The sequence below is a fragment of the Azospirillum oryzae genome (assembly GCF_900177515.1).
Lineage (GTDB): Bacteria > Pseudomonadota > Alphaproteobacteria > Azospirillales > Azospirillaceae > Azospirillum > Azospirillum oryzae_A.
Genome location: NZ_FXAK01000007.1, coordinates 488,430 through 514,502, shown reverse-complemented (window position 1 = coordinate 514,502; position 26,073 = coordinate 488,430). Strand labels below are relative to the sequence as shown.

General features: G+C 67.1%; 23 protein-coding genes. 18 read left to right on the top strand and 5 right to left on the bottom strand.

Annotated elements, in window-relative coordinates; translation table 11 throughout:
• Positions 1–54 precede the first annotated feature (54 nt).
• Positions 55–2,001, bottom strand: coding sequence for a PrkA family serine protein kinase (locus B9N97_RS14885; RefSeq protein ID WP_085087846.1), 1,947 nt, complete (start codon positions 1,999–2,001; stop codon positions 55–57).
• A 936-nt stretch (positions 2,002–2,937) separates the two neighbouring features.
• Entirely contained in the window at positions 2,938–3,336 is a 399-nt protein-coding gene (locus B9N97_RS14880; protein WP_167393312.1) for a response regulator, read from the bottom strand.
• A 231-nt stretch (positions 3,337–3,567) separates the two neighbouring features.
• On the opposite strand from B9N97_RS14880, the gene B9N97_RS14875 reads away from it, so the two are divergent.
• Positions 3,568–4,434, top strand: a complete 867-nt coding sequence (locus B9N97_RS14875) for an NUDIX hydrolase (protein WP_085090586.1) — start codon at positions 3,568–3,570, stop codon at positions 4,432–4,434.
• Positions 4,435–4,538: 104 nt separating this feature from the next.
• On the opposite strand, the gene B9N97_RS14870 is transcribed toward B9N97_RS14875, so the two are convergent.
• Entirely contained in the window at positions 4,539–5,078 is a 540-nt protein-coding gene (locus tag B9N97_RS14870; RefSeq protein WP_085087839.1) for a c-type cytochrome, read from the bottom strand.
• Positions 5,079–5,375: 297 nt separating this feature from the next.
• On the opposite strand from B9N97_RS14870, the gene B9N97_RS14865 reads away from it, so the two are divergent.
• The 3 genes from B9N97_RS14865 (at position 5,376) to B9N97_RS14855 (ending at position 7,683) form a co-directional block, all read left to right on the top strand.
• The gene (locus B9N97_RS14865) at positions 5,376–6,173 is read left to right on the top strand and encodes a 3-deoxy-manno-octulosonate cytidylyltransferase (RefSeq protein WP_085087836.1); all 798 of its coding nucleotides are present in this window, start codon (positions 5,376–5,378) and stop codon (positions 6,171–6,173) included.
• 81 nt (positions 6,174–6,254) lie between these two features.
• Entirely contained in the window at positions 6,255–7,121 is an 867-nt protein-coding gene (locus B9N97_RS14860) for a prephenate dehydratase (protein ID WP_085087833.1), read from the top strand.
• 253 nt (positions 7,122–7,374) lie between these two features.
• On the top strand, positions 7,375–7,683 hold the full coding sequence (locus B9N97_RS14855) for a hypothetical protein (RefSeq protein WP_085090585.1): 309 nt from the start codon (positions 7,375–7,377) through the stop codon (positions 7,681–7,683).
• Positions 7,684–7,834: 151 nt separating this feature from the next.
• Here the strand turns inward: B9N97_RS14855 and nudC are convergent, their stop codons facing one another.
• On the bottom strand, positions 7,835–8,743 hold the full coding sequence (gene nudC, locus B9N97_RS14850) for an NAD(+) diphosphatase (RefSeq protein ID WP_085087830.1): 909 nt from the start codon (positions 8,741–8,743) through the stop codon (positions 7,835–7,837).
• 180 nt (positions 8,744–8,923) lie between these two features.
• Between nudC and hisN the strand changes: the two genes are divergently transcribed.
• The 10 genes from hisN to rpmB all read left to right on the top strand — a co-directional run bounded on the left by hisN (position 8,924) and on the right by rpmB (position 20,855).
• Complete coding sequence (gene hisN / locus B9N97_RS14845) at positions 8,924–9,706, top strand: histidinol-phosphatase (protein ID WP_085087827.1); 783 nt, start codon at positions 8,924–8,926, stop codon at positions 9,704–9,706.
• A gap of 10 nt (positions 9,707–9,716) precedes the next feature.
• Positions 9,717–10,232 carry a hypothetical protein gene (locus B9N97_RS14840; RefSeq protein ID WP_244560723.1) on the top strand — a complete coding sequence of 172 codons (516 nt, stop codon included), beginning with the start codon at positions 9,717–9,719 and terminating at the stop codon, positions 10,230–10,232.
• Between the two features lie 80 nt (positions 10,233–10,312).
• Positions 10,313–12,175, top strand: a complete 1,863-nt coding sequence (locus tag B9N97_RS14835; RefSeq protein WP_085087822.1) for an extracellular solute-binding protein — start codon at positions 10,313–10,315, stop codon at positions 12,173–12,175.
• 74 nt (positions 12,176–12,249) lie between these two features.
• Entirely contained in the window at positions 12,250–14,100 is a 1,851-nt protein-coding gene (locus B9N97_RS14830; protein ID WP_085087819.1) for an extracellular solute-binding protein, read from the top strand.
• A gap of 75 nt (positions 14,101–14,175) precedes the next feature.
• On the top strand, positions 14,176–15,285 hold the full coding sequence (locus B9N97_RS14825; protein ID WP_085087817.1) for a microcin C ABC transporter permease YejB: 1,110 nt from the start codon (positions 14,176–14,178) through the stop codon (positions 15,283–15,285).
• Complete coding sequence (locus tag B9N97_RS14820) at positions 15,285–16,370, top strand: ABC transporter permease (RefSeq protein WP_085087814.1); 1,086 nt, start codon at positions 15,285–15,287, stop codon at positions 16,368–16,370. Before B9N97_RS14825 ends, B9N97_RS14820 begins: the two co-directional genes overlap by 1 nt.
• Positions 16,371–16,395: 25 nt before the next feature.
• The gene (locus B9N97_RS14815) at positions 16,396–18,036 is read left to right on the top strand and encodes an ABC transporter ATP-binding protein (protein ID WP_143266719.1); all 1,641 of its coding nucleotides are present in this window, start codon (positions 16,396–16,398) and stop codon (positions 18,034–18,036) included.
• A 358-nt stretch (positions 18,037–18,394) separates the two neighbouring features.
• Complete coding sequence (gene meaB, locus B9N97_RS14810; protein WP_085087811.1) at positions 18,395–19,420, top strand: methylmalonyl Co-A mutase-associated GTPase MeaB; 1,026 nt, start codon at positions 18,395–18,397, stop codon at positions 19,418–19,420.
• A 215-nt stretch (positions 19,421–19,635) separates the two neighbouring features.
• On the top strand, positions 19,636–20,325 hold the full coding sequence (locus tag B9N97_RS14805) for a phasin family protein (RefSeq protein ID WP_085087808.1): 690 nt from the start codon (positions 19,636–19,638) through the stop codon (positions 20,323–20,325).
• A gap of 230 nt (positions 20,326–20,555) precedes the next feature.
• A complete protein-coding gene (gene rpmB / locus B9N97_RS14800; RefSeq protein ID WP_085087805.1) occupies positions 20,556–20,855 on the top strand; it encodes a 50S ribosomal protein L28 in 300 nt (99 codons plus the stop codon).
• Positions 20,856–21,041: 186 nt separating this feature from the next.
• Here rpmB and B9N97_RS14795 read toward each other — a convergent pair whose 3' ends face one another.
• Positions 21,042–21,620: a regulatory protein RecX gene (locus tag B9N97_RS14795; RefSeq protein ID WP_085087802.1), complete on the bottom strand. Its 579-nt coding sequence runs from the start codon at positions 21,618–21,620 to the stop codon at positions 21,042–21,044.
• A 122-nt stretch (positions 21,621–21,742) separates the two neighbouring features.
• Here B9N97_RS14795 and B9N97_RS14790 point away from each other — a divergent pair, with 122 nt between their 5' ends.
• The 4 genes from B9N97_RS14790 (at position 21,743) to B9N97_RS14775 (ending at position 25,962) form a co-directional block, all read left to right on the top strand.
• Positions 21,743–22,546 carry an ABC transporter permease gene (locus B9N97_RS14790; protein WP_085087799.1) on the top strand — a complete coding sequence of 268 codons (804 nt, stop codon included), beginning with the start codon at positions 21,743–21,745 and terminating at the stop codon, positions 22,544–22,546.
• A gap of 139 nt (positions 22,547–22,685) precedes the next feature.
• On the top strand, positions 22,686–23,843 hold the full coding sequence (locus B9N97_RS14785) for an acetylornithine transaminase (RefSeq protein ID WP_143266855.1): 1,158 nt from the start codon (positions 22,686–22,688) through the stop codon (positions 23,841–23,843).
• Positions 23,840–24,781: an ornithine carbamoyltransferase gene (argF, locus tag B9N97_RS14780; RefSeq protein WP_085087796.1), complete on the top strand. Its 942-nt coding sequence runs from the start codon at positions 23,840–23,842 to the stop codon at positions 24,779–24,781. The genes B9N97_RS14785 and argF overlap by 4 nt, the downstream gene beginning before the upstream one ends.
• A gap of 245 nt (positions 24,782–25,026) precedes the next feature.
• A complete protein-coding gene (locus B9N97_RS14775; RefSeq protein WP_244560722.1) occupies positions 25,027–25,962 on the top strand; it encodes an Hsp33 family molecular chaperone in 936 nt (311 codons plus the stop codon).
• The last annotated feature ends 111 nt before the right edge of the window (positions 25,963–26,073 follow it).

Genomic DNA, 26,073 nt, shown 5'->3' with positions numbered 1-26,073 from the left:
GGCGTTGCAACACCCCGCCCCGCGGCAATTAAGCGCCCCCAACCTGCCGGGTCGTCAGCCCGCCTGCTTCACCCGCATGTACCATTCGACCAGCCGGCGGACCTGCCGCTCGGTATAGCCGCGCGACATCATGCGCGAGACGAACTCGGTGTGCTTCTTCTCGGTCTCGCCGTCCTTCTTCGAACCGAAGCTGATGACCGGCAGCAGATCCTCGACCTGGCTGAACATCCGCTTCTCGATCACCTCGCGGATCTTCTCGTAGGAGGTCCAGGACGGGTTGCGTCCGGCATTGGCAGCCCGGGCGCGCAGGGCGAACTTCACCACCTCGTTGCGGAAGTCCTTCGGGTTGGCGATGCCCGCCGGCTTCTCGATCTTGGTCAGTTCCTGGTTCAGCAGTTCGCGGTTCATCAGCTGGCCGGTGTCGGGATCCTTGAAGTCCTGATCTTCGATCCAGGCGTCGGCATAGTCGACATAGCGGTCGAACAGGTTCTGGCCGTAGTCGGAGTAGGATTCCAGATAAGCCTTCTGGATCTCGTTGCCGATGAACTCGGCATAGCGCGGGGCGAGTTCGGCCTTGATGAACTCGACGTACTTCTTCTCCGTCTCCTCCGGGAACTGTTCGCGCTTGATCGCCTGTTCCAGCACATACATCAGATGCACAGGATCGGCCGAGATCTCCGTCGAGTCGTAGTTGAAGGTGGAGGCCAGGACCTTGAAGGCGAAGCGGGTCGAGATGCCGCCCATGCCCTCGTCGACGCCGGCCTGGTCCTTGTACTCCTGCATCGACTTGGCCTTGGGATCGGTCTCCTTGACGCTCTCGCCGTCATAGACCCGCATCTTGCTGTAGAAGCTGCTGTTCGGATGCTCGCGCAGACGCGACAGAACCGAGAAGCGGGCCAGCATCTCCAGCGTCGCCGGGGCGCAGGGCGCGGTCGCCAGATCGGAACTGCGGACCAGCTTCTCGTAGATCTTCTGCTCCTCCGCCACCCGCAGGCAGTAGGGGACCTTGATGACGCAGATGCGGTCGATGAAGGCTTCGTTGTTCTTGTTGTTCTTGAAGGTCTGCCACTCCGCCTCGTTGGAGTGGGCCAGGATCACGCCCTGGAACGGGATGGCGCCGATATTCTCCGACCCGACATAGTTGCCCTCCTGCGTCGCGGTCAGCAGGGGATGCAGCATCTTGATCGGCGCCTTGAACATCTCGACGAATTCCAGCATGCCCTGGGTCGCCCGGTTCAGGCCGCCGGAGAAGCTGTAGGCGTCGGGATCGTTCTGGCTGTAGATCTCCAGCTTGCGGATGTCGACCTTGCCGACCAGCGACGAGATGTCCTGGTTGTTCTCGTCGCCCGGCTCGGTCTTGGTCACGCCGATCTGGCGCAGCTTGCTGGGGTGGAGTTTCACCACCTTGAAGCGGTTGATGTCGCCGCCGAATTCGTCGAGGCGCTTGACCGCCCAAGGGCTCATCAGCCCGGTCAGGCGGCGCTTGGGAATGCCGAAGCGTTCCTCAAGCTCGTCGCCGATCTCGTCCGGGTTGAACAGGCCGAGCGGGCTTTCGAAGATCGGGCTGATCTCCTTGCCGGCCTTCAGGACGTAGATCGGGCATTTCTCCACCAGCGACTTCAGCCGCTCCGCCAGCGACGACTTGCCGCCGCCGACCGGGCCCAGCAGGTAGAGGATCTGCTTGCGCTCCTCCAGGCCCTGCGCGGCGTGCCGGAAGAAGCCGACGATCCGCTCGATCGTCTCCTCCATGCCGTAGAACTCGGAGAAGGCGGGATAGACCTTGATGGTCCGGTTCATGAAGATGCGGCCCAGCCGCGGGTCGCGGGCCGTGTCGACCACCTCCGGTTCGCCGATGGCGGCCAGGATGCGTTCGGAGGCCGAGGCGTAGGACATGGGGTCGTCGCGGCACAGCTGGAGATAGTCCATCAAGGACATCTCGGTCTCGCGGCGGGTCTCGTAATTCTGCGTGTAGCGCGTGAACAGTTCGTCGGCCGGGAACATTCGTCGCTCCGTCTTATCTGGTCCGATGCGCCGGGGCGCCGCCGGTGGCTGCGGCGGCAGGCCGCGGCGCATGCCGCGATCCATGGGGCACTCCAGGGAAGACGCGGACCTCAAGGGGTCCGCAGCCTCCCCGCTCAGCGGTAGAAGCCAGCGGTCTGGTGAAAGGAACGGTCCTGTGAAGGCCGGGAGCCGTCCGTCCTGCGACGCGGCAACCCCCGAACGAGTCATTTTTGAATGTAATGCTCCACCTGGAGCTTTCCAGGCACTCAGGCTCCATAGCCGGAAAGCCCGCCATGAAGCCGGCCTCAGCCATAGGACCTAGGTCCCACGGCCAGAGTCGATGCGGCGAGCGCACCTGCTCAACCAACGCGCGTGATTGCCGCGCGTGAGGCGGAAGGTTCGGCGAATGGGATGTGACGGTTTTGCAGAGAGACGGCGTGTATCCGGCGGCAGTCGTCGTTGCCCGTCCGGTCGGGGAGAGTTGCCCAGTGCTGGTCGATCCATTGCGGTTCGATCGGGCCCTCTTGATCACGCCATCGGCCTCCTCAAGCAAGCGCGCCGCCTCGACCAAGCACGGCGCAGGGATTTACCGTCGATGCTGGACTCCAAACCTTAACAAAATCTCGCAAGCGACATTGCGGCTGGCCGTATCGTATGGCCGGTGTTCCGTAACACCTCGCCCCAATACCTCGCCCAATCCCTCTTTGAGATCATGTTGCGTCCCAATCGTCCTCATCAACAAGGCGGAAATTGGGTGAGGATGCGGCAATGACGCGGCGCGGCGGGGGATTACCGCTGGATTACCGAATTGTTTCAATGGCTTGGCAAGCTTGCCACGGGGCGGGAAATTTTAAGGAGGGGCCCCTGCCCGGCCGGCCGCCATCGTCGGGCGCGACAATCACAGGCGGCAGACGCGACTTTCGGGCAAGACCCGCTTCAGGCCGGAAGCCTGGTCCCCAGCCCCATGGCCAGGACGTCGCGCAGGCCGGCGGGGGTGACCGGCTTGGCCAGCACCGCGTCGGCGCCGCAGTCACGCGCCTGGGCCTCGCGGTCGCCGTCGACGCGCCCGCTCATCAACACCACCGGCAGGGCATGCCGGTGCGGCTCGCCGCCGACGCGGAGCGCACGGACGAAGCCGAAGCCGTCCATCGGCTGCATTTCCACGTCGCACAGCACCAGATCGGGAGAATGGGCGGCGACGGCGGCGAGGCCCGACTCGCCGTCGGCGGCCTGATGCACCGCCTTGACGCCCAGCGTGCCCAGCATCTTCGCCAACACCATGCGGGTGAAGGACTCGTCCTCGATCACCAGGACCGACAGGGCGCCGAACGGCATCTCCGTCCCGCCTGCCCCGGCATCTTCCGCAGCATCCTCAGCCGACCGGTCAGCCACCACGCCCGCCCTTTCGCTTGAGCCACCCGCGGCGGACTGGCGCCGAGGGTCATTTCGTGACTGAACCTGTGTACGATGGCAACCAGTGCCGCGCAAGATGTCCAAAAATAAGAGGGGCGGACTGCCCTGGATGAGCGGTTGCGCCGGTCCTCCGGCCCCGTTTAGATGGGATGCATGAGCTTCCTCGATCACATCCGCGCGTGCAACGCGCACGACCTGTCCGGCTTCCGCCCCTTCGAGCTGGACGGCCACACCGTGGGCTGGGTACGCCATGCCCTGGCCGAGGCGCTGCCCGGCGTCGATCCAGGCTTCGTCGCCACCGCCGAGCGGCTGACCATCGCACCCGAGATCCGGGACTTCGAGGCGCGGTCCACCCTGCTCGACCATGCCGCCGCCTATCTGGTGGAGCAGGGCACGGTCACCGCGCTGCGCGGGGAATATTACCCCATCCTGCCGCGCTGGGGGGCGGAGCCGTTGGCCCGGCTGGACCGTGCCGCGGTCGGCGCCTTCGGCATCGAAGCCTATGGCCTACACGTCAACGGCTTCGTCCGCGATGAGGCGGGCGGTAATGAGGCTGGCGGCCTTCTGCTGTGGGTCGGCCGCCGCGCCCGCGACCGGGAGGTGGCGCCGGGCCAGTTCGACAACCTGATCGCCGGCGGCCAGCCCATCGGTCTGTCGCTGGCCGAAAATCTGGAGAAGGAGGCGGCGGAGGAGGCCGGGCTCGACGCCGAGACCGCGCGCCGCGCCGTGCCGGTCGGCGCCATCAGCTACACCATGGAGACGCCGGCCGGGCTGAAGCGCGACCGCCTGTTCGTCTATGACCTGGAGCTTCCGCCCGGCGTCACCCCGGTCAACACCGACGGCGAGGTGGAGTGCTTCGAGCTCTGGCCGCTGGACAAGGTGGCCGACTCGGTGCGCGGCACCGGCGACTGGAAGTTCAACGTCAACCTTGTGGTGATCGATTTCCTGGTCCGCCACGGCTGGCTGACCCCGGAGAATGAGCCCGACTATCTGGAGATCGCCTGCGGCCTGCGCCGGTAGGCCCGACTCCGGCACACAAAAAAGGCCCCGCCCTCCTGCGAGAGCGGGGCCTATTTCTTCCGGCCGCGGCGGCGCCCGGTGTCTTTAGCCTTACTGCGGCAGCCTTATTGCGGCAGCGGCTGCGGGCTGTCGGCCAGCGAGCGCAGGTAGGCGATCACGGCGGCGCGGTCGTCGTCCTTCTTCAGTCCGGCGAAGGTCATCTTGGTGCCCGGAGCGTATTCCTTCGGGTTGTAGAGGAACTTGTTCAGATCGTCATAGGTCCAGGTGCCGCCGGTCTTGACCAGGGCATCGGAATAGCTGAAGCCCTGCATGTGGCCCTTCGGACCGCCGACGATGCCATACAGGTTCGGGCCGACCTTGGCCGCACCGCCCTTGTCGAAGCTGTGGCAGGCGGCGCAGGCCTTGGCGACCTTCTGGCCGGCTTCCGGGCTGGCGGCGGCGAGCAGCGGCGCAATCGGCGCCGGACCGGTGGGAGCGGCACCCTTGTCGGCGGGCGCGCTGGCCCCCTCGGGCGTCGCGATGACATAGACGCTCTGTTCGAGCGGCTTCGAATGAACCAGCACCTTGGACGCGAATCCGGCCAGCATCGCGATCAGCCCGGCCAGCAGCACGGCGCCGAAAATCTTGTTCCACTCCATGCTCATTGAGAGCCCCTTTTTTCCCTATTTCAGTACACTCGGCGTTTCTCCCGCCCGCGGCCGAACGCGCCGCGGCTACCATAGCCCGCGGTCCGAAGCTTGTCATAGCCCGGCGGACCGCGAAAAAAGGTCGCATACAAATTTGTCGCAGTCACCAACCTCTTAATTTGCTTGCGCATTACGCTGCACTGCAAAACGGCCTTGCCGCCCCTTGACGCCGTCCCGGCAGCCGTGGTTCACCCGCGCCAGTTCCGTCACGGATCCGTGATCCATCGGCCCCTCCCGACCCGGAGTTCCCGCGCCATGCCGACCGCAGCCCCCGCCAGCCAGTCCGCCGACCTCCCCGGCGGCCGTCCCGCCAACCCGATCGTGGTGATCCCGGCGCGCATGGCCTCCACCCGGCTGCCCGGCAAGCCGCTGGCCGACATCCTGGGCACGCCGATGATCGTCCATGTGCTGCGCCGCGCCATGGAGGCCGCCATCGGCCCGGTGGTGGTCGCCTGCGCCGAGCCGGAGATCGCCCGCGCCGTCGAGGCCGCCGGCGGCACCGCGGTGCTGACGCGCCCCGACCATCCCTCGGGCTCCGACCGCATCTTCGAGGCGCTGCAGCTGATCGACCCGGAGGGACGGCACGACGCGGTGGTCAACGTGCAGGGCGACCTGCCGACCATCGAGCCGGAGAGCGTGCGCGCCGCCTTCGCCCCGCTGGCCGACCCGGAAGTCGACATCGCCACGCTGGTGGTCGAGATCACGCGGGAGGAGGAGCGAACCGACCCCAACGTGGTCAAGGCGGTGCTGGAGCTGCCCCCCGGCGCCCGCCAGGGCCGTGCTCTCTATTTCACCCGCGCCACCGCGCCGACCGGCGACGGGCCGCTCCATCACCACATCGGCCTCTACGCCTACCGCCGGGCGGCGCTGGAACGCTTCGTCTCGCTTCCGCCCTCGGTGCTGGAGCAGCGCGAGCGGCTGGAGCAGCTGCGCGCCCTGTCCAACGGCATGCGCATCGACGCGGCGGTCGTTGACGCGGTTCCGCTGGGTGTCGATACTCCCGCCGACCTGGAGCGCGCCTGCGCCCTCCTGTCCGCCCGCAAGGGCGGCTGAAATCTGATGCTGTCCGCCCGCAAGGGCGGCTGACAGCCTGACCGACCCGCCTCAATAAGATCCGCCGGGGGAACCTCGTCCATGCCCACGACCAACATCATCGCCTTCCAGGGCTTCCCCGGCGCCTATTCCGATCTGGCATGCCGCAACGCGCGGCCGACCATGACGACGATGCCCTGCGCCACCTTCGAGGACGCCTTCTCGGCGGTGCGCGACGGCCGCGCCTCGCTGGCGATGATTCCGGTGGAGAACTCCATCGCCGGCCGTGTCGCCGACAACCATTACCTGCTGCCCGAAGGCGGCCTGCACATCATCGGCGAGCATTTCCAGCGGGTGAACCACCAGCTGCTGGCGCCGAAGGGCGCCACGCTGGACAGCATCCAGACCGTGCGCAGCCACATCCAGGCGCTGTCCCAGTGCCAGACCGCCATCCGCGGGCTGGGGCTGCAGGCGATCAACCATGCCGACACGGCGGGGGCGGCGAAAGAGATCGCGGCGATGAACGACCCGCGCCATGCCGCCATCGCCTCGTCACTGGCCGCGGAAATCTACGGGCTGGACATCCTGAAGAGCGGGATCGAGGACGCCGCCCACAACACCACCCGCTTCCTGATCCTGGCGCGCGAGCCGAAGCTGCCGGCGCTGGGCTCCTGCAAGACGATCACAACCTTCGTCTTCCGCGTCCGCAGCGTGCCGGCCGCGCTCTACAAGGCGCTGGGCGGCTTCGCCACCAACGGCGTCAACATGACCAAGCTGGAAAGCTACATGGTCGGCGGCCATTTCACCCAGACCCAGTTCTACGCCGACGTGGAGGGTCATCCGGACGAGCGCCCGCTGCGCCTCGCTTTGGAGGAGTTGGACTTCTTCGCCCGCGAGGTGAAGATCCTCGGCGTCTATCCGGCCAACCCCTTCCGCTATCAGGAAAGCCAGCGCGTCGGCGAGGATTGATCCCCTCCCGGCGTCTCCCTCCCGCAACGCCGCAAGTCTTTTCGCAGCTGCCGCAAGTCGCGCGTCATTCCGCCGCAGTGACGCGACTTAGCCGTGGCCGCGTTCGACCGGCGCTGGGCATGATTAGCGAAAGTTGTTATACAATAAAGACCGGCAAGGACCGGGCTCATAAGCCCACGAATACAACAAGACACCACGGCGGCTGACGGGTGAAACCCCGCCGACGGCCATGGCGCCACGGATGGAGGTTGCCATGCTCACGATGGACGATTGTCTCGGGTTGGCGAATCTGGAGGCGGAGGAGGTGGCGCAGATCGCCGCCCACGAACATCTCCCCTTCATGACCGCCCTGGAAAAGGGCGCCTCGCTTCTGCACGAGCCCTGGGGCGACGCCGCGGTCCGTCAGATGGTGTGGGACAACCTGTGCAGCGCCGACCGCCGCCGTCCGGCCGAAGCGGCCTCGCTGATGACGCTCTACAACGACACCTGCACCCGCCATCCGAACCCCTTCGACCGCCGCTGCTCCCCGGCCCGCGCGGTGGGGCCGCAGCGGCGGCATTGAGGGGTCTGCGCAGGGTCGCCTAAGCCTCCGCCCGCTCTGATAGACCGTCATTCCCGCGAAGGCGGGAATCCAGCCATTCCATAAGGTTAGCTGTGGAAACACCTGATCCCCGCCTGCGCGGGGATGACGGCCAAGAAATGTGGTCGCTCCCTCACCCCTCCGCCATCCATTCCCGGATCAGGCGGTGGGCGATCGAATCGGGGCGGGCGAGGCGGAAGGTTTCGTCCGGGGTGTGGGTGCGCAGGAAGTCGCGGTCGAACCAGCGGGCGCTTTCCAGTTCGTCGTTGCCGGTGTCGATGTCGAAGCTGGTGGCCCGCGCGGTGAAGCCCAGCATCAGCGAGGACGGGAAGGGCCAGGGCTGCGAGGAGCGATATTGGATGTCGGTCACCGTCAGCCCGACCTCCTCGAACACCTCGCGGGCGACGGTGTCCTCCAGGCTTTCGCCCGGTTCGAGGAAGCCGGCCAGCACCGAATGCATGCCCGGCGGGAAACGGCTCTGGCGGCCCAGCACGATGCGGTCGCCGCCATCATGGACCAGCATGATGACGGCCGGGTCGGTGCGTGGAAAATGGTGGGTGGCGCAGTCGGGGTTGGTGCAGAGCCGCACATGGCCGCCTTCCGCCGACGCGGCCGGGGAGCCGCAGACCCCGCAGAAGCGGTGGCGGGCGTTCCACCACACCATGCCGCGGGCATAGGCGCACAGCGCCGCCTCCCCTTCCGGCATCAGCGGCCCGGTGGCGCGCAAATCCTCGAACCGGCCGTGGCCCCGCAAGGCCGGCAGCGCGTCCGGCTCCTCCACCATCGACAGGTCGACGGTGAAGAGCGGGGCGCCATCCTCCATCAACCCGAGGAAGATCGGCACCGCATCCAGCCCCTCCGCCGGCAGCAGGACGGCGCGCGGCGCATCCTGTGGACCGGCGACGAAGCTTTTGGTCTGCCAGACCGGCAGGACACGGGATGCGGGGGCGAGCCAGGCCTCCGTCAGCCAATCCTCGTCCTTGCGGCGGAGGGAGGCGCGGTCGACCGGCGCGGCGGCGTAGATGTTGGGTCGGTTCATCATGGCCGGTCGAGGCTGCCACAAGCCGTGCCGGGCGAAAAGCCCTGCCGGTGGCGTAGCTGTCCTGCGGCGCCGGCCGCTCCCCGAGGCCCAAAGCCTGGACAGGGCGCTTTCGGGTTTCCGGGGCGGGCGGGGGCCGGTAGGATGCGGCAACCAATACCGGCAAAAGTTCAAGGAGCGACCATGACCGAACCCTGCCCCGCCCCGATGGTGGCGCTCGCCCAGCGGTTGGCCGACTCCAGCGGCAGCGTCGTCCGCCGCTATTTCCGCACCCCCGTCGCCATCGACGACAAGGCCGACGCCTCGCCGGTCACCATCGCCGACCGCGAGGCGGAGCATGTCATCCGCACCATCATCGAAAGCCAGCGCCCCGACGACGGCATCTATGGCGAGGAGCACGGCACCAAGAACCTGGACGCCGAATGGGTGTGGGTGATCGACCCCATCGACGGCACCAAGTCCTTCATCACCGGCCGGCCGATCTTCGGCACGCTGATCGCCCTGCTGCATCATGGCCGCCCGGTCCTGGGCATCATCGACCAGCCCATCGTCGGCGACCGCTGGATCGGCGTCGAAGGCCGGCCGACCACCCACAACGGCCAGCCGGTGCGCGTCCGCCCCTGCCCCGGCGGGCTGGGCGCCGCCATGTTCGGCACCACCTCGCCCGACCTGTTCCCGGGCAGCGATTACGACGCCTATCGCCGCGTCGCCGCCAAGGTGAAGACGGCGGCCTATGGCGGCGACTGCTACACCTACGGCCTGCTGGCGTCCGGCTATTACGACCTCGTCGTCGAGTCGGGGCTGAAGCTGTACGACTTCGCAGCGCTGGTGCCGGTGGTGACCGGGGCCGGCGGGCTGATGACGGATTGGGAGGGCAAGCCGCTCGACGCCAACTCCAGCGGCCGGGTGATCGCCGCCGGCGATCCGCTGATCCACCAGGAGGCCATGAAGGCACTGGCCGGCTGAGGACACCGAGATGACCGCCCCAACGATGACCGCTATCGAGCCGCCCGCCCGTTCCGTCTTCGAAACGTCCCCTGAAAAGCTGCGGCCCTTTCTGGAAAGCCTGGCCGCGCGGGTGTCGGGCGGGTCGAACTGGATGGTGCGCAAGAAGACCGTCTGCGACCTGCTGCTGGGGCTGGACGCCTTCTTCGCCCTGCCGGCGGCCGAACGCAGCGCGCTGATGGCCGATGACACCTCTTCCGACACCCCCGCCGACGAGGGAGGCGGGCCGGAGGATTTCCGCAAGGTCCTGCCGCTCTATGTCGGCGCCATCCTGGAGGGGCTGAAGGAAACGGCCATTGCGTCCCCGGAACAGGCGGCCATCTACCTGCTGTCGATCCATCCCGAGCATCAGGCGGCGGCGGAGGCCTGGATGCTGGCCGATCCGCGCAACGGGAAGTCGGTGCGCCGGCTGATGCGGGACGACCGCCGCTATCGCCAGTTGATGGATCGCATGGCCGACCACTGGCGAAGCTCGCAAAGCCGCTGAACCTGAACCGGAATTGCGCTTGACGGGCGCGCGGGCGTGGCAATCTAACCAGAACGTCCGCTCTCCACACAGGACCGCCGATGCGCCGCCTTCTCGCCGTTGCCGCCACGATCCTGACCCTCGCCGCGCCGGCCGCCCTTACACAGGCGCAGGCCGCGACCCAGGCAATGACCAGGACCGTCACCGCGCTGAAGCAGTTCGGGGAGCCGCAATTCAAGCCCGGCTTCACCCATTTCCCCCACGTCAATCCCGACGCGCCCAAGGGCGGGTCGATCGGGCTGGCCGAATCGCAGCCGGGCACCTACGACAGCCTGAACACGCTGATCCTGCGCGGGGTGCGTCCGCGCACGCTGGGGCTGATCTCCGACACGCTGATGGTCGGGTCCGGCTGGGAGCTGGACGCCGCCTATGCCCATCTGGCGGAAAGCGTCGAGGTGCCGAACGATTACGGCTGGGCGATCTTCACGCTGCGCCAGGGTGCCCACTGGCATGACGGCACGCCGATCACCAGCGCTGACGTGGTCTTCACCTGGGACGCCATCCAGGCCCACGGTGCGCCCTTCATCAAGTCCTTCCTCGACCACATCGCCAAGGTGGAGGCGCTGGACGACCGCCGCTTCAAGATCACCCTGACCGGCACGGGGGAGATCAAGCCGATCATCGACTTCGCCACGACCTTCTCGCCGCAGCCCAAGCATTGGTGGACCGCCAATGGCCGCGACATCTCCAAGACGACGCTGGAGCCGGTGCTGGGCAGCGGCCCCTACCGGATCAAGATCGTCGATCCCGGCCGCTCCATCACCTACGAACGGGTCGCCGACTGGTGGGCGAAGGATCTGCCGACCGCCCGCGGCTTCTACAATTTCGATACGGTGAAGGACGACTTCTACCGCGACGACGACGTGATGTTCGAGGCGTTCAAGGCCGGCGCCTACGACTTCCGCGGCGAATACCGGGCGCAGCGCTGGACCACCGGCTACGACTTCCCCGCCGTCAAGGATGGCCGGGTGAAGACGCTGGAGGTGCAGAGCGAACTGCCGCTGGGCGCCCAAGGCTTCCGCCTGAACACCCGGCGCGCCAAGTTCGCCGACCCGCAGGTGCGCGAGGCGCTGACCCTGCTGTTCGACTTCGACTGGATCCAGAAGAACATCCTCTACGGCCAGTACAAGCGCACGCTCAGCAACTTCCCCAACTCCGACTTCGGGGCCAAGGGACCGCCCGGCCCGGCGGAACTGGCACTGCTGGAGCCCTATAAGGTGCAGCTGTCGGAGCGGGTGCTGACCCAGCCCTTCACCCTGCCCACCAGCGACGGCAGCGGCAACAACCGCGCCCAGGTGCGCGAGGCCACCCGCCTGTTCAAGGCAGCGGGCTGGGAGGTCCGCAACGGCAAGCTGACCAATGTGAAGACCGGCGAGGTGATGGCGATCGAATTCCTCGACGGCACCGGGGCGCTGACCCGCGTCATCCAGCCCTATGTCGAGACGCTGCGCCGCGTCGGCATCGACGCGTCCTTGCGCCTTGTCGACACCGCCCAGTATCAGGCCCGGCTCGACGAGTTCGATTTCGACGCCATTATCGTCAATCTCGCCTTCTTCACCCCGCCGGGCACCGAACTGCGCGGCTATTTCGGCTCCGCCGCCGCCGGCACCAAGGGCTCGGCCAATTATTCCGGCATCCACGACCCGGTTGCCGACGCGCTGATCGAAAAGGCGTTGGCCGCCAAGGATCTGGACAGCGTCCAGGCGGCGACCCGCGCGCTCGACCGCGTTCTGCTGTGGGGCTTCTACATGGTGCCGCAATGGTACAACCCGGAAAGCTGGATCGCCCACAAGGCGTGGCTGGCCCATCCCGCGGTCTGGCCGAAATACGACCAGGATTATCGCAGCACCAATTTCCCGGCGACTTGGTGGGTCGATGCGGCCAGTAAGGCGGCGCAGCCTTGATGGCGCCCCATTGCCGGGCTAACTCCATCCATCTGAACGGTTTTCGCGAAAACAAGCGAGGGAGGGGATCGGGTATGACGGGTCGGATGCGGTGGCTGGGCACCGGTATGGCGGCGGCGATGACGGGGATTCTGCTGCTGGCGACTCCGGCCGTGGCGCAGGAGAAGGGCAGCCACGCCCTGGCGCTGCACGGCAAGCCGAAATACGGGCCGGATTTCCAGCATCTCGACTACGTCAATCCCGACGCGCCGAAGGGTGGCGAGGTCAAGCTGATGGCCTTCGGCGGCTTCGACAACCTGAACCCCTTCATCCTGCGCGGACAGGCCGCCGCCGGCTCCGGGCTGGCGTTCCAGACCCTGACCACCAGCAACGGCGACGAGGCGATCACCGAATACGGCCTGCTGGCCGAAAGCATCGAGGTGGCGCCCGACCGCAGCTGGGTCGCCTTCACCCTGCGGCCGGAGGCCCGATTCCAGGACGGCAAGCCGGTCACGGTCGACGACGTGATCTGGAGCTTCGACACGCTCCGCGAAAAGGGCCATCCGCTCTACCGCACCTATTACGCCGACGTGACGAAGGCGGAGAAGACCGGCGAGCGCACGGTCAAATTCTCGTTCCGGGATGGCAACAATCCGGAGCTGCCGGTCATCATGGGCCAGCTGCCGGTGCTGCCCAAGCACGCCTTCGCCAACCGCGACTTCGCGACCACGACGCTGGAGCCGCTGGTCGGCAGCGGTCCCTACAAGGTGGTGGACGTGCAGCCCGGCCGCTCCATTACCTATGAGCGGGTGAAGGACTGGTGGGCGAAGGATCTGCCGATCAACCGTGGCCGCTACAATTTCGACCGCATCCGCTACGACTATTACCGCGACCTCGACGTGGCGTTCGAGGCGTTCAAGGCCGGCGCCTATGATTTCCGGCTGGAGAATTCGTCGAAGAACTGGACCACCGGCTACAATGTCCCGGCGGTGCAGAACGGTCAGATCGTCAAGGAAGAGATCAAGCACCAGGACCCGCAGGGCATGCAGGCCTTCGTGTTCAACATCCGCCGGCCGATCTTCGAGGACCGCCGGGTGCGCGAGGCGCTGAATTACCTGTTCGACTATGAATGGACGCGGGCCAACCTGTCCTACGGCCTCTATCAGCGCACCAAGAGCTATTTCGCCAACACCGAACTGGCGGCCACCGGCCTGCCCTCCCCCGCCGAGCTGAAGCTGCTGGAACCCTTCCGCGGCCAGATCCCGGACGAGGTGTTCACCAAGCCGTACGAGCCGCCGAAGACCGACGCCAGCGGCAACATCCGCGGCAACCTGCGCACCGCGCTGGGCCTGCTGAAGGAAGCCGGTTGGGAGTTGAAGAACGGCAAGCTGGTCAACGCCCAGGGCCAACCCTTCCGCTTCGAGATCCTGCTGGTCCAGGCCGACATGGAACGCATCGTCCAACCCTTCGTCCGCAATCTGGAGCGCGCCGGCATCGAGGCGCAAATCCGCGTGGTCGACAGCGCGCAGTACCAGAACCGCACCGATAATTTCGATTACGATATGATCATCGAGCGGTTCGCGCAGTCGTTGTCGCCCGGCAACGAACAGCGCGACTACTGGGAATCCTCGCGCGCCGACCAGCCGGGCAGCCGCAACGCCATCGGCATCAAGAACCCGGTGGTCGACAAGCTGGTGGAGACGCTGATCGCCGCCCCCGACCGCGAGTCGCTGATCGCCGCCACCCGGGCGCTGGACCGCGTTCTGCTGTGGAACTGGTACGTCATCCCGCACTGGCACGACACGGTGTACCGCGTCGCCTACTGGAACCGTTTCTCCCATCCGGCGGTTGCCCCCAAATACGGCCTGGGCTTCCAGGACACCTGGTGGGTCGATCCGGAAAAGAACGCCAAGCTGGCCAACAGCGCCCGCCGCACGGAACCCTGAACGGTCTGACACGTAGAACGGTCTGGTCTAAGCTGTCGTTTCCTTTGAGGATTGGGGAGGGTCGGGACACCCGCGATGCTGGCTTACATCATCCGCCGCCTGTTGCTGATCATCCCCACCCTGTTCGGGATCATGGTGATCAATTTCCTGATCGTGCAGATCGCCCCCGGCGGCCCGATCGAGCAGATGATCGCCCGTGTCCAGGGCACGGCGGTGGAGGCGACCTCGCGCATCGGCGGTTCGGCCGGCGGCGACGCCAACACCGCCCAGCGCCAGAACCAAGCCGGCGGCGACAGCGGCAGCAAGTACCGCGGCGCCCAGGGCCTGGATCCCGCCTTCATCAAGCAGCTGGAGAGGGAATTCGGCTTCGACAAGCCGCTGCACGAACGCTTCATCCACATGATGTCGAACTACATCGTGTTCGATTTCGGAACCAGCTACTTCCGCGACCGGCGGGTGGTCGATCTGGTGCTGGAGAAGATGCCGGTGTCGATCTCGCTCGGCATCTGGACGACGCTGATCGTCTATCTGGTCTCCATCCCCTTGGGCATCGCCAAGGCGGTCCGCGACGGCCAGCCCTTCGACGTCTGGACCTCCGGCGTCGTCATCGTCGGCTATGCGATTCCCAGCTTCCTGTTCGCCGTGCTGCTGATCGTGCTGTTCGCCGGCGGGCGCTATCTCGACTGGTTCCCCTTGCGCGGGCTGGTGTCGGACAATTGGGGCGACCTGCCCTGGTACAAACAGGTGCTCGACTATTTCTGGCACATGGCGCTGCCGGTGCTGTCGATGGTGATCGGCGGCTTCGCCGGGTTGACCATGCTGACCAAGAACTCCTTCATGGAGGAGATCGGCAAGCAGTACGTCATCACCGCCCGCGCCAAGGGCCTGACGGAAAACCGCGTGCTGTACGGCCATGTCTTCCGCAACGCCATGCTGATCGTCATCGCCGGCTTCCCCGGCGCCTTCATCGGCATCCTGTTCACCGGCGCGCTGCTGATCGAGGTGATCTTCTCGCTCGACGGATTGGGCCTCCTGGGCTTCGAGGCGGCGATCAACCGCGACTATCCGGTGATGTTCGGCACGCTTTACTTCTTCACGCTGCTGGGGCTGATCATGAACTTGGTCGGCGACATCACCTATGTGATGGTCGATCCCCGCATCGACTTCGAATCGCGGAGGGTGTGATGACTCCGCTGACCCGGCGCCGGCTGGCCAATTTCAAGGCGAACCGCCGCGGCTTCTGGTCCTTCTGGATCTTCCTGGTGCTGTTCTTCGTCTCGCTGGGGGCGGAGTTCATCGCCAACGACAAGCCGCTGCTGATCGAATACGAGAATCACTATTACTGGCCCGTCTTCAACGCCTACCCCGAGACGACCTTCGGCGGCGAGTTCGAGACGGAGACCGATTACCGCGACCCCTATGTCCGCGACCTGATCAATTCCAAGGGCTGGATGGTCTGGCCGCTGATCCCCTACAGCTACCGCACCATCAACTACAATTTGCCGGTCCCCGCCCCCGCCCCGCCGTCCGCCGACAACTGGCTGGGCACCGACGACCAGGGGCGCGACGTGGTGGCGCGGCTGATCTACGGCTTCCGCATCTCGGTGCTGTTCGGTCTGGTGCTGACCGCCTTCTCGTCGGTCATCGGCGTGGCGGCCGGTGCGGTGCAGGGGTATTTCGGCGGACTGACCGACCTGCTGTTCCAGCGCTTCATCGAGATCTGGCAGGGGTTGCCCACCCTGTTCCTCCTCATCATCCTGGCCAGCGTGGTGACGCCGACCTTCTGGTGGCTGCTGGGCCTGCTGCTGCTGTTCTCCTGGACCGCGCTGGTCCATGTGGTGCGGGCGGAGTTCCTGCGGGCACGCAACCTCGACTACGTGCGCGCCGCCAAGGCGCTGGGCGCCGGCGACGTCACCATCATGGTGCGCCATGTGCTGCCCAACGCCATGGTGGCGACGCTGACCTTCATGCCCTTCATCCTGAACGGCTCGATCACCACCCTGACCGCGCTGGATTTCCTCGGATTCGGCCTGCCGCCCGGCTCGCCGTCGCTGGGAGAGCTGCTGGCCCAGGGCAAGGCCAACCTCCAGGCGCCCTGGCTGGGCCTGACCGCCTTCTTCGTGCTGGCGATCATGCTGAGCCTGCTGATCTTCATCGGCGAGGCGGTGCGCGACGCCTTCGACCCGCGCAAGACCATCGCCCAGATGTCTACGGCGATGCCGGGCGAGGCCGCCGCGGCGACCGCCGCACGCAAGGAGGCGGCGGAGTGACGATGACGACCGTGAAGAGCCCGACATGACCATCATGCCCCCCAACCCCGACCTGCTGTCCGTGCGGGGCCTGCGTGTCGATTTCCGGTCGGGCGCCGGTGCGACACAGGCCGTCAAGGGCGTGTCCTTCGACATCCAGAAGGGCGAGACGCTGGCGCTCGTCGGCGAATCGGGCTCCGGCAAGTCGGTCACGGCTCTGTCGATCCTGCAGTTGCTGCCCTACCCGATGGCGCACCATCCTGCCGGCTCGATCCGCTTCCGCGACACCGAACTGCTGGGCGCCGACGAGCGCACCCTGCGGCAGGTGCGCGGCAACCGCATCGCCATGATCTTTCAGGAGCCGATGACCTCGCTGAACCCGCTGCACAGCATCGAGCGGCAGATCAACGAGACCCTGTTCCTGCACAAGCACCTGTCGACCGGCGCCGCCCGCGCCCGCACGCTGGAGTTGCTGCGCCTCGTCGGCCTGCCCGACCCGGAAAAGCGGCTGACCGCCTACCCGCACGAATTGTCGGGCGGCCAGCGCCAGCGCGTGATGATCGCCATGGCGCTGGCCAACGAGCCGGACCTGCTGATCGCCGACGAGCCGACCACCGCGCTCGACGTCACCATCCAGGCGCAGATCCTGGCGCTGCTGAAGGATCTGCAGAGCCGCTTCGGCATGGCGCTGCTGCTGATCACCCACGATCTCGGCGTGGTGCGCAAGATGGCCGACCGCGTCTGCGTGATGAACCAGGGCGAGATCGTCGAGCAGGCCAAGGTCGACGATCTCTTCATCCGCCCGCGCCACCCCTACACGCAGAAGCTGCTGTCGGCCGAGCCGCGCGGCAACCCGCTGAACCCGCCCGACGACGCGGCGGAGGTGATGGCCGCCGACCGGTTGAAGGTCTATTTCCCGATCAAGAAGGGGCTGCTGCGCCGCACCGTCGGCCATATCAAGGCGGTGGACGGCGTCGACGTCGCGGTCCGCCGTGGCCACACCGTTGGCGTCGTCGGCGAATCGGGATCGGGCAAGACCACGCTGGGCCTCGCTCTTCTACGCCTGCACGCCAGCGAGGGCGCCATCCGCTTCGACGGCACCGACATCCAGGGCTGGCAGCCCAAGCGCCTGCGGGGCCTGCGGCGCGAGATGCAGATCGTCTTCCAGGACCCCTATGGCAGCCTGTCGCCCCGCCTGTCGGTCGGCCAGATCATCGGCGAGGGGCTGGGCATCCACGGCATCGGCGATGCCAAGGAACGCGAGGCGATGGTCTCCCGCGCGCTGGAGGAGGTCGGCCTGCCGCCCGAGGCCCGCAACCGCTATCCGCACGAGTTCTCCGGCGGCCAGCGCCAGCGCATCGCCATCGCCCGCGCCCTGGTGCTGAAGCCGAAATTCGTCGTGCTGGACGAGCCGACCTCGGCGCTCGACATGTCGGTGCAGGCGCAGATCGTCGATCTGCTGCGCGACATCCAGGCCCGCCACAACCTCGCCTACCTGTTCATCAGCCACGATCTGCGGGTGGTGCGGGCGCTGTCCAGCCACGTCATGGTGATGAAGGACGGCAAGGTGGTCGAACAGGGCCCGACCCAGCGCATCTTCGAAGACCCGCGCGAGGAGTACACCCGCGCCCTGCTCGCCGCCGCGCTGAACCTGGAGGCGGTCGAGTCGCCGGCGGTGCGGACGTGAAGCGGGCGTGATCCTGAGGGTGCAGAAGGTGCAGATAAGATTGACACGGAGGTCACGAATGAAGACACGGATGTCACGGATGTTCTTGAGCTTGCGAAACAGGATGCCCAATGCCGAAGTGGGCGACTGACCAAGCTCGATAGTCAAGTGGCCATGACGATGCTTGCCCAAGCCGGCGAACACCATTTCAAACGGCATCCGTGTCATCCGTGCTTACATCCGTGACATCCGTGTCAATCTTGTTCCCCAAACCCGCACCCTCCCGCCGTGGGACAAGCCGCCACCCCGCCAAAGGCTTTATCCCAGGCCGCTCCACGGTTAGGGTAGCCCTCCCCTCGCAGCAGCCGACGCCGACGCCATGACCGACACTGCCCCGCAAGACGCCGCCCACCTCGCGACCCAACTCGCGGGGGCCGTCCGGTCGGGGGACCGGCGGGCGCTGGCCCGCGCGATCACGCTGATCGAATCGACGCGCGCCGACCATCGCGCCACCGCCGAGGCGCTCCTGGCGGCGCTGCTGCCCCACACCGGTAATTCGGTGCGACTCGGCATCTCCGGCGTGCCGGGGGTGGGGAAATCGACCTTCATCGAGGCGTTCGGGCTGCATGTCATCGGGCTGGGGCACAAGGTCGCGGTGCTGGCGGTCGATCCGTCGTCGCAGCGCACCGGCGGCTCGATCCTGGGCGACAAGACCCGGATGGTCGATCTGTCGCGCGACCCCAACGCCTTCATCCGCCCCTCCCCGGCGGGTGCGACGCTGGGCGGCGTGGCGCGCCGTACGCGCGAGGCGATGCTGATCTGCGAGGCCGCCGGCTTCGACGTGATCGTGGTGGAGACGGTCGGCGTCGGCCAGTCGGAAACCGCGGTCGCCGACATGGTCGACCTGTTCATGCTGCTGCTGCTGCCTGCCGGCGGCGACGAGCTGCAGGGCATCAAGAAGGGCATCGTCGAGCTGGCCGACCTCGTCGTCGTCAACAAGGCCGACGGCGACCTCGCCGCCACCGCCCGCCACACCGTCGCCGATTACCGCCACGCGCTGGCCCTGCTGCGTCACGGCGACTGGCGCGTGCCGGTGCTCAGCTGCTCCGCCTTCCGGAAGACGGGCATCGACACGGTGTGGCAGACCATCGGCGAGCACAAGGCGCTGACCGAGGCCAACGGCGCCCGCGCCACCCGCCGGGCGGAGCAGGCCCGTGCCTGGCTGTGGAGCGAGATCCGCGAAACGCTGATCGACCGTTTCCGCGCCCACCCCGCCGTGCGCGCCGATCTGGCGCGACTCGAGGCGGAGGTGACCGCCGGCACCACCATCCCGGCCGCCGCCGCCCATACCCTTCTGGGACGCTTCCTCGGCAAACCAGCCCCATCGGGGTCCAGCGGCGCATAATCCGTTCAGCTTATGCTGCACCGCAACAAATCCGTTGCACCGCACCAACCGTAGGGCTATTCTGCGCCGGGCGGGAAAGGGGCGACGTGTGTCGATTCGGCCTTTGTCGATTCGCTGCGCATCGCTTGGGCCGGGGTGCCCGCGGTCTCCTGGGGTTACGCCGGAGCGGCCTTTCCGTTTCCGCCAACGTGCCATCACCTACGGGAGACAACGCCATGACCGCTCAGCCGACCCCCGCCAACGTCCTGACCCTGTTCAAGACCAACGCCCAGACCACCGCGGCCAAGTCCGCCCGCGTCGCCACCCTGGTCCAGGACGGCTACCGCCGCTGGTTCGACGGCGTGACCGCGTCGGTGAACGACGCCAGCCGCCTGGCCGCCGGGCTGGGCAAGGCCCGCACCCCCGCCGATCTGGCGGCGCTGCAGCGCGATTGGCTGTCCACCACCCAGGCCCGCGTGACCGAGAGCGTGCAGGGCTTCCTGGACGTCTCCAGCAAGATCGCCGCCGAGATCACCACCCTGCCGGCTCCGGCCGCCGATGCCGCTCCGGTTGCCGCCCCCGTGGCTGCGCCGGCGCCGAAGGTCGAGGCGCCGAAGCCGGTGGCGGTCGCCGCCCCGAAGGTCGAGGCGCCCAAGGTTGAGGCGCCCAAGGTTGAGGCAAAGACCGAAGCCCCCGCCCCGGTTCCGGCCCAGGCTGCCGAAACCGCTCCGGTCGCCGCCACCGCCGCCGCCAAGCCGGCCGAGGTTCCGGTGAAGGAACTGGTCGAAACGGTGAAGGCCGAGCAGGCCGCTCCGGCCGCCGCCGTCGCCGCCGAGGTGAAGGCCGCGGCCAAGCCGGCGCCGCGCCGCGCCGCCAAGCCGGTTGCCGCCAAGCCGGCGTCGAAGACCTCCCCCACCGTGAACTGACACCGATCACGGCAAGATTGGCGCGGCGCGTCTCTTCGCCAGATCGAAGAGGCCGCCGCGCTTCGACTCTCCACCGTTCCGCGACGACTCGGCTTTTGATGGTTTCATCGCGGATCCCGGCTTGAAGACAGGCTTGACGACGGCGCTTTTGTTCGACTATATAGCGGCCTCCTTCGGGCGGCAGGCCGTCCGTTACCGGGTTTCATTTGCTAAAATAAAGGATCAGTCCGATGGCACGTCGGTGCTCCGTGACCGGCAAGGGCACGCAGTTTGGCAACAACGTCAGCCACGCCAACAACAAGAATCGCCGCCGCTTCCAGCCGAACCTCCAGGAAACGTCGCTGCTCAGCGACAGCCTGGGGCAGCTGGTGCGTCTGCGCCTCTCGGTGAACGCGATCCGCTCGATCGAGCACAAGGGCGGCCTCGACGCCTTCCTGCTCGATGCGAAGGACGCCGTCCTGAGCCTCGACGCCCGTCGCATCAAGCGCCGGATCGCCAAGGCCCAGGAGAAGCAGCAGGCCGCGGCCTGATCGCTTCCCCGGCATCTGGGGCGCGTTTGGTGTGCTGAGGCGGGGCGCTTGCCGCTCCGCCGACAAGAATTAGGACGCGTACAGGACGATTCCGACTCCCGGTAAGAGAGCGGCGCGCGACATCCGAAAGGGTGCCGCGCGTTTCGTCGTTTCTGGGGGTCTAACTGAGGCCAATAGAACCTCTTCTCACTCCCCCAGCACCTCGTCCGGGTCCTCCGCATCCACCACCCGCCGGGCGATCTCGTATCCGAACCCTGCCCGCCCCAGCGCCGCCATGTCCTTGTCGCGGTGCGCCTCGCGCTGTTCCGGCCGCCGGTACGGCCCCAACCGCCGCCGCTTCGCCAGCGCCAGCGCCGCAGTCAGGTCCAGATCGGGCCCGACATCCTCGCGCAGGCTGTCCAGCGCCTTGTCGGCGTCGTCGCGGCCGATGCCCTTGCCGGCCAGCTTCTGGGCGATCAGCCGGGTGGAGGCGCCGCGGCGGTGCAGGCTCTCCGTCCGCATGCGGGCATAGGTCTCGTCGTTCAGCAGGCCGCTGCGGACATAGCGGGCCAGCAGCTCGTCGATCCAGCGGGCGCCCTCCTCGCGGTCGGTGCCGTGGGCCTTGGCCGACAGGTCGACCTTGCGCATCAGCACACGGCGCAGGTTGGCGGTCGAACTGGCGAAGCGCTCCAGGTAATGCAGTGCCGCATTCTCCAGATACTGCGGCGTGACCCGCTTCGGCGGCTTTCGCGCCGCAGAAGCGGAACGCTTGTCGTCGGTGTTCATGGCAGTCCCTTCGGCGGCGGCGGTTGCCGGATGGACAGGCCGCACGTACAGTCCGTGGCCTTGTACCGGCCGGTTCCCAACAGGCTGCCCAGCAGGCGGCCCAACAGGCAGATCTCGACGCGATGACCCTTCCCCTTCCTCCCATGCCGCGCAATGTCGGTTCCGTCAACTGGATCGGCCTGTGGACGCTCTACGCACGCGAGGTACGGCGCTTCGTCAAGGTCCACCAGCAGACCGTCTGGGCGCCGGTGGTGACGACCCTGCTCTATTACGCGGTGTTCGCCCTGTCGCTCGGGTCGGCGGTGCGGATGGTGGGGGAGACGCCCTATCTGCAATTCCTGGCGCCCGGCCTGATCATGATGGCGATGGTGCAGAACGCCTTCGCCAACACCTCCTCCTCCGTCGTCATCGCCAAGGTCCAGGGCAACATCGTCGACATCCTGATGCCGCCGCTGTCGCCGATGGAGCTGGTCAGCGGCTTCGTCTTCGGCGGAATCACCCGCGGCGTCGTGGTCGGCTTGGTGACGGGGCTCGCCATCTGGGCGGTGATCCCGATGCACATGCCGCATCCGGGCTTCGTGCTGTTCCACGCGGTGATGGCGTCGATGCTGCTGTCGCTGCTGGGTCTGGTCGGCGGCGTCTGGTCGGAGAAGTTCGACAACATCGCCGCGGTCACCAACTTCGTGGTGACGCCGCTGTCCTTCCTGTCCGGCACCTTCTATTCGGTCGACACCCTGCCGCCGGTCTTCTGGTGGGTCGCCCATTTCGACCCCTTCTTCTACATGATCGACGGCTTCCGCTACGGCTTCATCGGGGTGTCCGACGGGGCGCGCTGGCTGGGCGTCGCGGTGATGCTGGGGGTGAATGCCGGCCTGTGGTGGCTCGCATGGCGCATGTTCAAGACCGGCTACAAGCTCAAGGCGTAAAGACGCGGCAATCGCCGCGCTTTTCCACCCCTATCCGTTGACAGAACCCATCAATCTCCGGATATTTGCCGTTCCCGGCGGTCAGGCATGGCCGCCGGATTTTCCATTTTTGGAGTCCAACGCCGTGATCCCCGTCGTTATGCCCACATACGCCCGCGCCGACATCGTGTTCGAGCGCGGTGAAGGTCCGTATCTCTACGCGACCGACGGGCGACGATTCCTCGACTTCGCCGCCGGCGTCGCGGTGAACGCGCTGGGTCACGCGCATCCCTATCTGGTCGAAAAGCTGACCGAACAGGCGAAGAAGCTGTGGCACACCTCCAACCTGTTCCGGGTCGCCGGGCAGGAAAGCCTTGGCAAGCGCCTGACCGAGGCGACCTTCGCCGACACCGTGTTCTTCACGAATTCGGGTGCGGAAGCGTGGGAATGCGGCGCCAAGGCCGTCCGCAAGTACCACTATGATTCCGGCAACCCGCAGAAGAACCGCATCATCACCTTCGAGCAGGCCTTCCACGGCCGCACGCTGGGCGCCATCTCGGCCGCCAAGCAGGAGAAGCTGGTGCACGGTTTCGACCCGCTGCTGGACGGCTTCGATCAGGTGCCGTTCGGCGACCTCGACGCCGTGCGCGCCGCTATCACGCCCGCGACCGGCGGCATCTGTGTCGAGCCGATCCAGGGCGAGGGCGGCATCCGCGCCGGCTCGGTGGAGTTCCTGCGCGGCCTGCGCGCGCTGTGCGACGAGCATGGCCTGCTGCTGTTCCTGGACGAGATCCAGTGCGGCATGGGCCGCACCGGCAAGCTGTTCGCCCATGAATGGGCCGGCATCACGCCGGACGTCATGTGCGTCGCCAAGGGCATCGGCGGCGGCTTCCCGCTCGGCGCCTGCCTTGCGACGGAGCGTGCGGCCTCGGGCATGACCGCCGGCACCCATGGCTCGACCTATGGCGGCAACCCGCTGGCCACCGCCGTCGGCAACGCCGTGCTGGACGTCGTGCTGGCGCCGGGATTCCTGGACAACGTCCAGCAGACCTCGGCCTCTCTGCGCGGCCGCCTGGAAGAGTTGGTCGCCAAGCATCCGTCGCTGTTCCTGGAACTGCGCGGCCAGGGCCTGATGCTGGGCCTGAAGCTGGGCCAGCCGGTCGGCGAGGTGGTGGCGAAGCTGCGCGCCAACGGCCTGCTGTCGGTTCCGGCCGGCGACAATGTGGTGCGGCTGCTGCCGCCCCTGAACATCGGCGATTCGGAAGTGAATGAAGCCGTCGCGATCCTCGACCGGACGGCGCAGGAGTGCGTGGGATGAGCGGCGACAATAAGAAGGTTCGGCATTTTCTCGACATCGACCGGTTGGACGGCGCCACCCTGCGCCGCCTGCTCGACCATGCCGTCCGCATCAAGGCCGACCTGAAGAAGGACCGGCTGGCCCATTCCACCCTGCTGGCCGGCCGCTCGCTGGCGCTGATCTTCGAAAAGCCCTCGACCCGCACCCGCGTGTCGTTCGAGGTCGGCATGCAGCAGTTCGGCGGCAGCGTCGTCGTGCTGAAGCCCGACGACATGCAGCTCGGCCGCGGCGAGACCATCGGCGACACCGCCCGCGTGCTGTCGCGCTTCGTCGACGCGGTGATGGTCCGCACCACCGGCGAGGAGCGGGTGCATGAGCTGGCGGCCCATGCCAGCGTGCCCATCATCAACGGCCTGACCGACCAGACCCACCCCTGCCAGATCATGGCCGACCTGATGACCTTCGAGGAGCATCGCGGCCCGATCAACGGCCGGACCGTCGCCTGGATCGGCGACTGCAACAATGTCGCGGTCAGTTGGGCGCATGCCGCCGTGCGCTTCGGCTTCGAGCTGCGTCTGGCCTGCCCGACCGTCTACGGCCCGTCGCCGGAACTGCTGGCCTGGGCGGAGCGCGAGGGCACCGGCCGTCTGGTCGTTACCGAATCGCCGGAAGAGGCGGTGCGCGGGGTGGAGTGCGTCATCACCGACGCCTGGGCCTCGATGCACAACACCGACGTGGACGAGCGCGCGGCGATCCTCTCCCCCTATCAGGTGAACGAGGCGCTGATGGCGCACGCCCATCCGGACGCGCTGTTCATGCACTGCCTGCCGGCCCACCGGAACGAGGAAGTGACCGACGGCGTGATCGACGGCCGCCATTCGGTGGTCTGGGACGAGGCGGAAAACCGCCTGCACGCCCAGAAGGCCATCCTCGGCTGGTGCATGGGCGTGCTGGACTAAGGGGGCGAGTTAGACCCCCACCTAACCTCCCCCGCTGGGCGGGGGAGGGACTGCCGCCGAACGCCGACAAAGGTCCATTTCCCTCCCCCGCCCAGCGGGGGAGGGTTAGGGTGGGGGTCTAACGCCCCCACACCACAGGCCACCCCCATGCATGGGTGCCCTGCCGATCTTGATTCGGCTCCCGTTCGCCCCGATCTTCGGCCCTACGCCTGCATAACCGGTCTCTGTCTTAAGGAATGCGCCCTATGGACGATCCGTCCGTCCGCCCGCTCACCGATGATTTCGTCCTGCCGTTCCAGATCGAGGCGTCGCGCCTGCGCGGCCGCGTCGTCAAGCTGGGGCCGGCGATCGACGAGATCCTGACCCGCCACGACTATCCGCCCACCGTCGCCCGCTTCCTGGCGGAGACGGCGACGCTGGCCGTGCTGCTCGCCAGCATGCTGAAGTACGAGGGCATCTTCACGCTGCAGACCAAGGGCGACGGACCGATCCGCCTGATGGTGGCCGACGTCACCTCGGTCGGCGACGTGCGCGCCTATGCCCAGTTCGATCCGGAAGCGCTGGCCAAGGCCGAGCGGGACGTCGATATCGCCCCGGCCGCGGCCCTGCTCGGCAAGGGCTACATCGCCTTCACGGTTGACCAGGGTCAGGACACTGACCGTTACCAGGGCATCGTCGAGCTGTACGGCAAGACGCTGACCGACTGCGTCCAGCATTACTTCCGCCAGTCGGAGCAGATCGACACCGGCCTGACCGTCTCGGTCGACCGCGAGGTGAAGCCGGACGGCACGCCGGGCCAGTGGCGCACCGGCGGCATCATGATCCAGCGCCTGCCGCAGGAGCAGGGTCTGGTCGCGTCCGACAAGGAAGACGACTGGCGCCGCGCCATGGTGCTGATGGCCAGCGTCACCGGCGACGAGCTGCTGTCGACCGACCTCGCCGCGTCCGACCTGCTCTACCGCCTGTTCCACGAGGACGGCGTGCGCATCTATGACGGCCATGCGCTCCGCTTCGGCTGCCGCTGCTCGCGCGAGCGGGTGGAAAACATGCTGCGCAGCCTGCCCCGCGAAGAGGTGCAGGAACTGAAGATCGACGACGGCCGGGTCGAGGTGACCTGCCAGTTCTGCTCGACCGACTACCACTTCACCGACGCGGACCTCGACCGCGTCTACGGCGCCTAATCGATGCGAGGGGGCCGGTGCCTTCGGGCGCCGGTCCTCCGCTTGCGCTCCCTGCCCGCCTCACCCATACTCTATGTCAATTATTGACATAGGACCCTCAGGGGAATGACG